Raw genomic sequence first — 12359 nt, forward strand, 5'->3', positions numbered from 1 at the left:
CGGTCAGTCGGCGAGCGCTGCCCGGAGGAAGGCGATGTCGTCCGCCTGCCCCTCCGCGGGCGTCTCCACGACGACGTCGCACGCCGCCTCGCGCACCACGTGGGCGATGAGCTCGGGCGGGATCTGCCCGCCGGCGAAGCTGGCGTGCCGGTCCCGGCTCGAGCCGTGCGGGTCGCGGGAGCCGTTGGCGTGCACGAGGTCGACCCGGCCGGTGATCGCACGGACCCGCTCGACGACCGTCTCGAGGTCCTCGCCGGCCGCCCATGCGTGGCACGTGTCCAGGCACAGGCCGACGTCGTACTCCCCGATCGCGTCCCAGAGCAGCGCGAGCCGGTCCAGGGTGCGGGCGCACGCGTTCTCGCCACCCGCGGTGTTCTCGACGAGGATGCGCACGGGGAACTCCGCGCGGGCGAACGTCTTGCGCCAGTTGTCGACGCCGACCGCGATGTCGTCGCCGTCCCCGACGTGCCCGCCGTGGACGACCAGGCCGCGCGCTCCGAGGGCCGCGGCGGCGGCGGCGTGCTGCTCGATCATCTTGCGGCTGGGGATCCGGATCCGGTTGTTGGTCGACGCGACGTTGACCAGGTACGGGGCGTGCGCGTACAGGCCGAGCCCGGAGGCGACGAGGCTCTCGGCGTCCTCGCGCGGGACGGGCTTCTTCCACCCCTGCGGGTCGGCGAGGAACAGCTGCACGGAGTCGGCACCGACCGCGGCGGCGGCCGCCACGGGGTCGTCTCCGCGCACATGAGCGCCGATGAGCACCACGTCGTCTCCGTTCGTCGGGCCGGGGCTGCCGCGCGTCGCGGGTGACGCCGGCCGCCGGGCGGCGTCACCCGAGGCTACCGGCGGCCGCGCCGGTGCAGCGTGCGGCGCCGTGCCCCGCGGCCCGTCGTCCGTCCGGGTCGGTGCGCGCCGACCGCCCGGCCCGGGGGCCCGGTGGCTCTAGAGTGCCGGGACCGCTACGTCCTGCTCGATCTGCTCCCGCCTGCGGGGGCATCTGCCTTGAGGAGTCCCATGGAGATCGCTGGTCCCGTCCTGACCGTCGCGGCGGCGGTGATCGCCCTGCTCGTCCTGATCGTCGTCGGGCTCACGTACGCGAAGGTGCGCTTCAAGATCGCGACGCCCGACGAGGCGCTCATCATCACCGGACGCAAGAGCGGCACCCTCGTGATCAACCCCGAGACCGGGGACGAGACCACCGACCTGTCCGGCCAGCGCGTCGTCATCGGCGGCGGCACGTTCGTCAAGCCGATCTTCGAGCAGGTCGTGCGGCTGTCCCTCGCGTCGCAGAGCTTCTCCGTCTCCGCGGAGGACGCGACCACGAAGTCCGGTGTGGGCGTCACCCTGCGCAGCATCGCCGTCGTCAAGGTGGGCGGCACCGAGCGGATGGTGCGCGCCGCGGCGCAGCGGTTCGCCGGCCGCAGCCAGGAGCAGGTCATCGAGCAGCAGACCAGCGAGGTCCTCGTCGGTGTGCTGCGGACGATCGCCGGGACGCTCACGGTCGAGTCGATCCTCTACGAGCGCCAGGAGTTCTCCAAGGAGGTCAAGGACATCGCCGTCCCGATGCTCGCCGAGCGCGGGCTCGTGCTCGAGAACTTCGAGATCCAGACCGTCGAGGACTCCGGCAACTACATCAGCAACCTCGGTCGCCCCCGCGCCGCGGCCGTGGCCCGGGACGCCCAGATCGCGGAGGCGCAGGCCGAGCAGGAGAGCACGCAGCGATCCAACGAGGCGGCCGTCCAGATCGCGGAGTCGAACAAGGCGCTCGCGCTGCGCAACGCCAACATCCAGCAGGAGACCGCCCAGGCCCGCGCCGAGGCCGAGGCCGCCCAGGAGCGTGCCGAGGCCGAGGCGCAGCAGTCCGTCCTGGTCCAGCAGGAGCAGGTCGCCGTGCGGCGCGCCGCGCTGCGCGAGCAGGAGCTGCAGACCGAGGTCCGCAAGCCGGCCGAGGCCCGCAAGTACGAGCAGGCGCAGGAGGCCGACGCGCGCCGGTACGCCGCCGAGTCGGAGGCCGAGGCGGGCAAGACGTCGGCGATCCGCAAGGCCGAGGCGGAGGCGCAGCGGACGATCGCACAGGCCGACGCCGAGGCGTCCGCCGCCCGCGCCCGCGCCGACGCCGAGCTGGTGAAGCAGCAGCGCCAGGCCGAGGGTGCGCTCGCGCTCGCCCGCGCCGAGGCCGAGGGCGTCCAGGCCCGCGGTCAGGCGGAGGCGACCGCCGAGCGCGCGAAGGGCGAGGCCCGCGCGGCCGCGATCAAGGCGGAGTCGGACGCCTACCAGGCGTTCCCCGAGTCCGCGCGGCTGCAGATGGTGCTCGACGCGCTGCCCAGGATGGCGCAGCCCTACGCCGACGCGCTCGGCAGCATCGACGGCCTCACGGTCATCTCCAAGGACGGCACGTCCGGGGTCACCGGTCACGTGGCGACCGGCGTCCAGGAGCTCGCGACCCTCCTCAAGGCGCAGACCGGCGTCGACCTCCTCGAGCTCGTGCAGGGTGGCCGCGGCACGGGGCGGTCCGGGTCGCCCGCCGTCCACCGCGCGGACGGGGGCGCGTCGACGGGGTCGGCTGGTTCGACGGGGTCGGCCGGTTCGACGGGGTCGGCCGGTTCGACGGGATCGACGGGTTCGAGCCTGCTCACCCGCGAGGACGGGGACGCGCCGACGGCCTGACGCGCGGGGTCGCGCGGCGTGACGACCGGCCGGTCGAGCCGGTCGTCACGCCGCGCGTCGGCCATCCGGGTGATGCGCGGGTGGACGCGGGTGAGGTGACGGCTGCCGGTGGCTCAGCGGCGGTCACGCGGGACACCGACCCGAGGTGCATCCGTCCGGGGTCCTCACGCCGTAGTGGTGCTGTCGGGCGCGCCGCGCCCGGACGGGCGCGCGCCCGTCGCACCACCGATGTGGGGGACCGCCGTGGGGATCCAGACCGCTCTCGACGCGCTGCGCGGAGCCGAGCGCGTCGTCGACGCGATGCGGCTCGCCGACGGCCTCGCCTTCGAGGCCAGCCGAGACCCCGGTGTCCGGACCGTCCGCGTCCTGACCGAGGCGCTCGAGGGCACCGATGACCTGGTCACGATCGCGGCGGTGCACGCGCTGGGAACCATCGCCGACGACGAGGCGTCGCGGGCGGTCGCGCGGCTGCTGTCCAGCGACCGGGACTTCGTGCGCGAGCACGCGGCCTGGGTGCTGGGAGCGGGGCTGCCCCGGGCGGACGCCGTCGCGCGCCTGGTCGGCATGGTCGTCGACGGCGGGTTCGGCGGGATGCTCGCGCAACGCGCCCTGGAGCAGTGGTCCGCGCGCGCACCCGAGCCGGTCGCCGTCGGGCTCGAGGCGGCACTGCTCGGCGTCGCGGAGCCGTCCGCGCGGGCGCGGCTCGTCGAGACCCTCGGGCTCGTGCGGCACGCGGTCGCGGTCCGTCCGCTGCTCGCGCTCGCCGCCGGTCGCGGGGAGGGCGGCCGCGCCGACCACGAGACCGACGAGGTCCGGGTCGCCGCCGTCGCGGCACTGGGCCAGCGGCCCGGCGACAGCACGGTGATCGGGTTGCTGACGCAGCTCGCGTCGCAGGACGACCACCTGGCCGACGTCGCCCGCCTCGCGCTCGTCGACGTCGCGGCCGGCGCGTCGACGGACCGCGCCACCGGACGCGACGGTCTCACCGTCGCCCAGCTGTTCCTGCACGCCGACATCGACGCGGGGCTCAGCGCCGCCGGTGCGGGCGACAACGGCGGGATCGCCACGCTCCTCGTGCGGCTCGGTGACGCGCTGGTCGTGCCCGCGGACGACCGGCCGCACGCCGTGACCCGGGTGCTGACCATGTCCCGCGGCCCGGCCGCCGGCGCTCTCGCCGACCTGGACCGGCTCGGCGGGCCGGGGCACGTCCTGGGTCGCGTCCCGCTGCTGCGCGACCCGGTGCCCTCCGCGGCCGCGTGGCCGCTGCGGGTCACGGCCCGCCGCGGCATCCGCCGCATCCTGCGGGCGGCGGGTGGCGCCGACGTGCTGCACCTGCGCATGGCCGACGTCGGGAGCCTCGCCGGTGCCGACGTCGCCCGCGAGCTCGACCTGCCCGTGGTGTTCACCGTCGCGCCGGACCCGCACGCCGTCATCGAGTCCCTCGACCGCTCCGGCCGGCTCACCCGGGAGAACTTCGGCACGGTCGACGCCGAGGAGCACTTCTGGTTCCGCGCGCGCCTCGTGCAGCGCCTCGCCGCGAACGCCGCGCACACGGTGCTGTTCCCGCGCCCGGAGCTCGAGCGGGACATGCGCGAGCTGGTCGGCATCGACCTGACCGCGCACCCCGGACGGCACACGGTGGTGCCCGAGGGGGTCGACCTGGAGGTCGTGGGTCGCGCGGTGGACGAGGCGCAGGCGCACGTCGCGGGCGCGGCGCCGTCGGACGCGCTCGCCGAGCTCCGGGCGCTGGTGTCGGCGCTGCCGGCCGAGCGCCGAGGGCTGCCCCTCGTGGTCAGCGTCGGCCGGCTGCACCGGGTCAAGGGCATGGCGACCCTCGTGCAGGCCTGGGCCACCGAGCTGGCGGACCGGGCGAACCTGCTCCTCGTCGGGGGTGAGGTCGACGACCCGTCCGCCGAGGAGCGCGCTCAGCTCGACCTGATCGATGCCGTGGTGGCGCCCGACCAGCGGGGCGCAGCGGGCCTGCTGCTGCCCGGCCACCGCCCCAACGGTGTCGTCGCGCAGTGGATGGCGGCCGCGCGCACCGGCCTGCCCGGCCTCAGCGCACCCCGCGGCCTCTACGTCTGCGCGAGCCTCAAGGAGGAGTTCGGCCTCGCGCTGCTGGAGGCGATGGCGACCGGGCTGCTCGTCGTCGCACCGGACGGCGGCGGTCCCGCGACGTACGTCGACGACGGCGTCACGGGGTTCCGCACGGCCACCTGGGAGGTGCAGCGGCTGGGCGCGGCGATGACCACGGCGCTGGACGCGTCCCTCGCCGAGACCGACGACCGACGCGCGGAGCTGTCCGCGCGGACGGTCGAGCGGGGCTTCAGCATCGGCCGGATGGCCGACGCGCTCACCGACGTCTACGCCGCGGTGGCCGGCGACGAGCGCGCCGCACGGTCGGCGATGGTCGCGCCCGGATCGGCGGTGTCCCGATGACCCTCCTCGTCATCAGCCCCGACTACGCCTCGCACCTGCTGCCGCTGGCCACGCTCGCCACGGCGTGGCGCGACGCGGGGAGCGGGTCGTGGTCGCGTCCGGTCCGGCCACGGCGGGCATCGTCGCCGACTTCGGCTTCGAGCGGCAGCACCTGGAGCTGGGGCGCGGCTCCAACCCCGGGGTCATCCGGGCGGAGCACCAGCCCGGCGCCGAGGCCGACTCCCTGCGGGGCTTCTTCGACGCGACCCGCCGCGGGATGGTGCCCACGCTGACCTACCAGGCGTCCCAGCGGCTGACCGACCTCATGTGGCAGCCGGTCGCCAAGGCCCGGGCCACCCTCGACGTCGTGGACGCGGTGCGGCCGGACACCGTCCTGGTGGACCACCTGGCGTTCAGCGCGCGCCTCGCGCTGTGGGCCGCCGACGTCCGGCACGCCGACGTCGTGCTCGGGCACCCGAGCGCCCTGCCGGTGGGCGGCGAGGTGTACGGGTACCCGCCGGTGTGGCCGCGCGCGTTCCGCCCGGATCCGGGCGCGCTGGAGGAGCTCGAGCTCCTGTGCCGCAGGGTCGCCGCCGGGTTCACCGCGGAGTGGAACCGGGCCGCCGACGGGCTCGACCCGGGGCTGCCGACGGTCGACGACGCCTTCGCGCTGCACGGCCCGCTGGTGCTGTACAACTACCCGGCCGAGCTGGCTGCGCCGGAGCGCACCCACGCGCTGCCGCCGCACCACCACCTGGGCGGCGCGCTGCGGACCGAGGCCCACGACCCCCAGGTCGAGGCGTGGCTGACCGGCGGGGAGCCGTTCGTCTACGTGAGCTTCGGCAGCTTCCTGTCCGTCCGCGCCGATGTCCTGGCGCGGGTCGTGGAGGCGTTGCGTGCGACGGGTGTCCGGGCGGCGATCGCCACCGGGTCGACGTCGCCGGACCGGCTCGGCGACCTGCCCGCGGGCTGGCTCGTCCGTGACTACCTCCCGCAGGTCCGCCTGCTGCGCGACGCCGCCGTGGCGGTCACCCACGGCGGCAACAACTCGGTGACCGAGTCCGTCGCGACCGGCACGCCGATGTTGGTGCTGCCGTTCTCGACCGACCAGTTCGCGGGCGCCGCCGCCGTCGAGGACGCCGGGATGGGGCAGGCCCTGGACCCCAACGCGGCCACGGTGCCCGAGATCCGGGACGCCCTGGTGCGGCTGCTCGACGCGTCGGCCTCCGGGGTGCCGGCGTTGGAGGGCGCGGCCGGCGCGCTCGCGGCGGACCCTGGCCCGGCCCGGGCCCTCCGGGCGGTCCGGTCGTCCGCGGGGGCGTCGGCGTCATCGCCGTGGCGCTGAGCGGCCGGGCACGCGGGCACCACGGCGAGGCCCGTGCGACCCTGGAGTGACGCCCCCGACCGCATCGGTCATGCGCGGGCGCCCGGCTGTCGACCGCGACACCCGGGATCGCCCGACCCCGATGCCCCGCTGCCCGGTGGCTGACATCCCCGAACCGGAGGAACCATGAGCACGAGCGAGCACGGCGCCGGGCGCCTCACCCGCGCCACCGTGGCGGTGCGCGACCGCGCGCAGCGGATCGCCGACGCCGCCGTCGAACGTCCGGTCGACGCGGTCGCCGCAGCGGTCCTCGGGGTGCTCGTCGTGACGACCGTCGGGGTCTTCGCGGTGACCGGCTATGCGCCGCCCGCCCCGTCCGCGGAGCGCGCCGGTCGAGGCGTCGCAGCGATGCCGGCCCCCGCGGCCCCGCTGCCGGGGCAGGCTGCCGGGGCCCCGCTGCCGGGGCAGGCTGCCGGGGCGCCGACCCCGGGTGCGATCGAGGCACCCGGCGGGATCGACGCCCCGGGCGCCAGGGTGCTCCCACGCGAGGCAGGTCCCGCACTCCTGCCGCGGGACCCGCAGGCGGGGACGGCGCGGACGACCGAGGTCGCGGCGGCCGCGTCCGGAGCTGCGCCGGCGTCCGACGGGTCGTCGTCCGAGGCCGGCGACCTGACCGACGCCGTACGGCCCGAGGCGTCACGCGACACGGCGTCGGCGGGCGCACGGGGCACGACGCCGAGCGCAGGCGCTCGCGCGACGGCTCCGGCAGGGTCCCGTCCGGCCGCCCCGTCGGACGGCGGCACGGCTCGCACGCGGCCACCGGCGTCCGGGGAGCGAGCGAGCCTGCCGTCCGACCGGTCACCCGGCAGCCCTCGACGCCGCGCCCGGCCGCCCCTCGGCCCGCGCCGGTCGCCCCGGGACGTGCCGAGCCGTCCCCGGCGCCGGCTCGGCCGGCTCCCGCGGGACCGCCGGCGAAGGGCTCACCGAGCAAGGCTTCGCCGGGTAAGGCTTCGCCCGCGAAGGCCTCGCCGGGCAAGGGTTCGCCGGCGAAGGCCGCGCCCGCGAAGGCCTCGCCGGGCAAGGGTTCGCCGGCGAAGGCGTCGCCGGGCAAGGGCGGGTCGGGCACGAGGGAATCGAGCGACGCTCGGCCCGGCGACACGTCACCGGGGAAGGGCGGCCCGGGCAAGGGTGATGGACGGGGTGACGGTCGGGGCGGCGACGGATCGCCGGACCGGGGTCGGCCGGGGGACGGTCGGAACGACGGTCGGCCGGGCAAGGACGGGCCGCACCGGGGTGGATCCGGGGACGGTCGGAACGACGGTGGCGGGCCGGGCAAGGGCTCGCCCGGCGACGGCCGGTCTGGCGGCGACGGCCGGTCTCGCGGCGATGGCCGGTCCGGGGGCGGCGATGGCCGGTCCGGGGACGACCACGGCCGGTCCGGCGGCGACCACGGCCGGCGCGGCTGACCGGCTCACCTGACCCGCGTCGGGGGGTTCGGCGACATGCCGTGGTCGACGACCCCCGCGTCGCCCGGGCGCTCAGCCCGCGCTGACCGCCCGGCTCGACTTCACCGCGTACATGCGCTCGTCGGCGGCATGCAGCAGGTCGTCGAAGTCCGAGCCGTCGGCGGGGTAGGTGCTGACGCCGATGGACGCCCGGACCCGGACGGTGCCGCGAGCGGTCACCACGGGCTCGGCCAACGCGTCCGCGAGCTGTGCCGCGACCCGCTCGCCCTCGGTCCGGCCGCCGTCGCGGTCGACCGCGGGCAGGACGACGAGGAACTCGTCCCCGCCGAGCCGGGCCACGAGGTCGCCGCGCCGCAGCCGGCGCTGCAGGCGCCCGGCGACAGCCAGCAGCAGCTCGTCCCCGACCGCGTGCCCGTACTCGTCGTTGACCTGCTTGAAGCCGTCCAGGTCGAGGTACAGCACCGCGGCCCCGGTGCCCGCGACCTGGGCCTGCAGCACCGTGGAGTCGAGCACCTCGGCCAGCCGACGGCGGTTGGGCAGGCCGGTGAGCGGGTCGTGGAACGCCAGGCGCTCCACCTCGTCGAGGTAGGTCTGGGCGCGGTCGCGCTCCGCGGCCAGGCGCTCCTCGGCCCGCACCTGCTCGGTCACGTCATTCTGGACGCCGATGTACTGGATGAGGCGGCCGTCGTCGTCGAACACCGGCGCGACGTAGATCTCGTTCCACCACGGCGTCCGGTCGGGGCCGCGGAAGTTGAGCAGCCGCTCACGCGCCTCACGCCCCGCGGCGATCGCCTCGCGCAGCCGCGCGACGGCCGGTCCGTCGGTGTCCGGTCCCTGGAGGAACCGGCAGTTGCGGCCGAGGAGCTCCTCGGCGCGCATGCCGGCGAGCCGCTCGAACGCGGTGTTGACGTAGACGAGCGGCTGGTCGGGTCGGGTGACGTCGCTGATGGTCACCCCGTTCACGGTCGCGGCCAGCGCGCGGCGCAGGGTGCGCTCGGAGCCCCCGACGGGGAGTGGGCGAGCGCCGCGACCGCGGCCGTGACGTCGTCGGGCACGGTGGCCCCCGTCGCCGCGGGGACGACGAGGCGCACCGCGTCCTGCGGCAGGATGCGGGACATGAGCGACTGGGCGGCGTCGGCGACGACCTCGCGGTCGTAGGTCAGCGCGAACTCGAACATCCGCTCTCGCTCCGGGCCGGTGTCGCCGAGGTCGCGCGCGAGCAGCGCCGCGGCGAAGTGCGGGGCGAGCACGGTGACGTCCCACTCACCGCGGACGGCGTCGTCGGCGGCGAGGTCGGCACCCCGCACCCCCGCGACCGGCTCGACGGGGAGGCCCTCGCCGATGGCCGCGACGAAGCCGACCCGCTCGACGAGCTCGCGGTAGCGGTGCGCGGTGAGCGGGGTGAAGTGGCGCGCCTCCTGGAACGTCGACACGACGGTGCAGGTCGACCCGAGGCGCATGGCCTCCCGCTCGAGGTGCTTGCTCACCTCGATGAGCAGCGCCTTCTTGGATCGACGCAGCGGCGTGCCCTCCGGCAGGCAGGCGAACGGGGACGCGTGCTCGCGGACGGGTGGGGCGGTCCGCAGCTGCAGCGGCGCCGTCGGCAGGCCGGGCGCGAGCCGGTCGCTCGGCCGCCCGAAGAGCCACCCCTGCCCCAGGCGCGCGCCCAGGGCCAGGGCCGTGCTCAGGTGCTCCGGGTGCTCGATGCCCTCGGCGAGGACGACGGTGCCGGACCGCTCCGCTTCGGCGTTGACGGCGTTCATGATCTCGGCGAGCTCGGGGCCGGGCCGCTGCTGGACGAGACGCAGGTCGAGCTTGATGATGTCCGGTCGGAGCAGGGGCATGAACGCCAGGGACAGGTCGTCCGCACCGACGTCGTCGAGAGCGATCCGCCAGCCCGCGGCACGGAGCCGCTGCACGGTCGCCAGGAGCTCCGCGGGGCGCGCGGCGATGGCGCGCTCGGTGATCTCCAGGACGACCTGGAGGTCACGCGGCGCGGCGGCGCTGATCGCGAGCAGCTCCTCGAGCGGGGCGGTGTCGAGCACCTCGGGCTCGACGTTGACGAAGAGCGTCAGCGGGGCGAGCACGCCCGCGGTGATCGCGGTGCGCAGCGCGGTGCGGCGGCACAGCTCGTCGAGCTCGCGCAGGCGGCCGGCGTCCCGGGCGGCGGCGAACAGGACGTCCGGGCGCTCGAGCGGCCCCTCGGGCCCACGGGCGAGCGCCTCGTAGGCCACGACCGCACCGGAGTCCAGGTCGACGATCGGCTGGAACACGCTGCGCACCTGACCGCGCGCGATCACCTCGTCGATGTCCGCCGCCATGGGTCCCTCTCGTCGTCGCTGCAGCGGTGGCGGACGCCACCCGTGCTCCTCCTCCTTCGGCACGGAGCCGTCGCATGTGAGCAGTCGGCGTCTGCCCGGGTTGCCCGTCGACCGGCCGGGCGCCCGCCCGGTGCTGACGGCACCTCTCCCGGGCGACGGGGACGGCTGACGCAGGTCGCGACGTCGGTGGCGCACGGCGGTCATGTGGACCGCCCGGTGCCACGCCGGGGTGCGGGCGGCGCGGTCCGCGCGGACGGGCGACGCTCAGGCCGGCTCGAGCGCCGCGGGCAGCGCCGCGTCGTCGGTGTCGGCGTCGGCGTCGTCCCGGCGCGGGTGGGGGACCGAGCCCCCGGCGCGGGCGGTCATGAGCACGCCGACCTCGTCCGCCGGCACCGCCCGCGACCACAGGTGCCCCTGCCCCTCCTGGCAGCCGCGGTCCCGGAGCCACGCGGCCTGCTCGGGCGTCTCCACGCCCTCGGCGACGACCGTGAGATCGAGCGCGGCTGCCAGGGCGAGGATCGAGCTCACGAGCGGGGCGTCGCTGCTCGCGGTGCGGATGGTGCTGACGAACGACCGGTCGACCTTGAGCAGGTCGAGGTCCAGTCGGCCCAGGCGCGCGAGACTCGAGTAGCCGGTCCCGAAGTCGTCCATCGCCACCCGGACCCCCTGGGACCGCAGGTGGCGCAGCGTCTGGATGACGACGTCGGACTCGACGTCGAGCAGCCCCTCGGTGATCTCCAGGATGAGGGCGTCCGCCGGGAGACCCGACCTGCGCAGCGCCTCGTGGACCCGGCCGAGGTAGCGCGGATCGGCGAGCTCGGGGCCCGAGACGTTGACGGCGACCCGTCGGCGACCGTGCGGCCCGGCCGGCCACCGGGCGGCGTCGGCGAGGGCGCGCCGCAGCACGAGGTGCCCGACGTCGAGGATCGCCCCGCTCCGCTCGGCCTGCGGGATGAACTGGTCCGGGGGATGAGCCCGCGCTCCGGATGACGCCACCGCACCAGTGCCTCGGCCGCGACGATCGCGCCCGACCCGAGATCGACCACGGGCTGGTAGTGCACCTCCAGCTCGCCCCTGGCCACCGCCCGGCGCAGACCCAGGGCACCGTCGACGGTCGCGGCATGCGCCCGGGTCGAGCCCCGACGGCTCCGCTTCGCCCCGTACAGCGCGGTGTCGGCGCGGCTGACCAGCAGCGAGCCGGAGTCACCGGGCTCCCACTGGGCGGTCCCGGCCGTGCACGTGCACCCGTCCGGGAGGGCGGCGCGCATGCCGTCGATCATGGCGCCCACGTCCGCGGTCGTGCGGCCTCCGGCGAGCAGCACGAACTCGTCCCCGCCGGTGCGTGCGACGATCACGTCGCGGGGCAGGGCCGAGCGCGCGGCCCGGGCGATGGCGACCAGCAAGCGGTCGCCGGCGACGTGCCCGTGGCGGTCGTTCACCGCCTTGAAGTGGTCGAGGTCGAGCACCGCCACCGTGAGCGGCTCGCCATGGCGTTCCGCCCGGCGGAGGGCCTCGTCCATGCGCTGGTCGAGGCCTCGGCGGTTGAGGAGACGGGTCAGCGGGTCGACCTGCGCCTCGGCCGTGGCGCGCACCAGTCGACCGGCGAACAGCCCGACGAGCACGACGGTCCCGGCGCACAGCGCCGTGGCGGCGGCGCCGATGCCCGGAGCGGTCCCGACCGCCCCCATCACGCCGCCCACTGCCAGCAGGAGGTGCGCGGTCGCGCTGAGCCACGACACCAGGGTGAAGACGTTGACGACGACGAGCAGGTAGAGCATCGCGATCGCGAGCGCCGGGGTACCGCCGCCCGCGACGGACACGCCCACGGTGATCATCGCCCAGGCCGCGATCAGCAGGGTGTGATGCGTCCACGCCCCCCACCGCGTGCCGTCGACCAGGGCCCACCCGCCGATGGCGAAGGCGGCGAGCCCGAGCAGGCGGATCGTGTCGATGCCGTCCACCGGCGCGTCGGCCAGCACCGTGCTGACGAGCGCGAGGAGTCCGCCGCCGACGAACATCAGGCCGGTGGTGCGCACCGCCGCGGTCGGGTGCACGCCCGCGGGAGCGCGCAGCAGCGCGGCGCGGTCGACCCGGGGGAGCGTCATGACCGGCACATCGGCACGCGCGTGAGCGACATGACCGGTGCGCCGAGGGTCCACCCGG

Annotated in this window: 6 protein-coding genes and 1 pseudogene; 3 read left to right on the forward strand and 4 right to left on the reverse strand. The window is 76.3% G+C overall.

The window, feature by feature from the left end:
- Positions 1-3: 3 nt before the first annotated feature.
- Positions 4-765 (reverse strand): deoxyribonuclease IV, encoded by a 762-nt coding sequence (locus tag REH70_RS07225; protein WP_310753447.1) that lies wholly within the window; start codon positions 763-765, stop codon positions 4-6.
- 249 nt (positions 766-1014) lie between these two features.
- On the opposite strand from REH70_RS07225, the gene REH70_RS07230 reads away from it, so the two are divergent.
- The 3 genes from REH70_RS07230 to REH70_RS07240 all read left to right on the forward strand — a co-directional run bounded on the left by REH70_RS07230 (position 1015) and on the right by REH70_RS07240 (position 6430).
- Positions 1015-2667 (forward strand): SPFH domain-containing protein, encoded by a 1653-nt coding sequence (locus tag REH70_RS07230; protein WP_310753449.1) that lies wholly within the window; start codon positions 1015-1017, stop codon positions 2665-2667.
- 228 nt (positions 2668-2895) lie between these two features.
- Entirely contained in the window at positions 2896-5106 is a 2211-nt protein-coding gene (locus REH70_RS07235) for a glycosyltransferase (protein WP_310753450.1), read from the forward strand.
- A 64-nt stretch (positions 5107-5170) separates the two neighbouring features.
- On the forward strand, positions 5171-6430 hold the full coding sequence (locus tag REH70_RS07240; RefSeq protein ID WP_310753451.1) for a nucleotide disphospho-sugar-binding domain-containing protein: 1260 nt from the start codon (positions 5171-5173) through the stop codon (positions 6428-6430).
- A gap of 1517 nt (positions 6431-7947) precedes the next feature.
- Here the strand turns inward: REH70_RS07240 and REH70_RS07245 are convergent.
- The 3 genes and pseudogenes from REH70_RS07245 to REH70_RS20540 form a co-directional block, all read right to left on the reverse strand.
- On the reverse strand, positions 7948-8829 hold the full coding sequence (locus tag REH70_RS07245) for a diguanylate cyclase domain-containing protein (RefSeq protein WP_310753452.1): 882 nt from the start codon (positions 8827-8829) through the stop codon (positions 7948-7950).
- A 5-nt stretch (positions 8830-8834) separates the two neighbouring features.
- On the reverse strand, positions 8835-10196 hold the full coding sequence (locus tag REH70_RS07250) for an EAL domain-containing protein (RefSeq protein ID WP_310753453.1): 1362 nt from the start codon (positions 10194-10196) through the stop codon (positions 8835-8837).
- A 264-nt stretch (positions 10197-10460) separates the two neighbouring features.
- Positions 10461-12301 (reverse strand): annotated as a pseudogene (locus REH70_RS20540) (putative bifunctional diguanylate cyclase/phosphodiesterase).
- Positions 12302-12359 lie beyond the last annotated feature (58 nt).

Origin of the sequence: Cellulomonas sp. ATA003 (assembly GCF_031582905.1) — a bacterium.
Classification (GTDB): Bacteria; Actinomycetota; Actinomycetes; order Actinomycetales; family Cellulomonadaceae; genus Pengzhenrongella.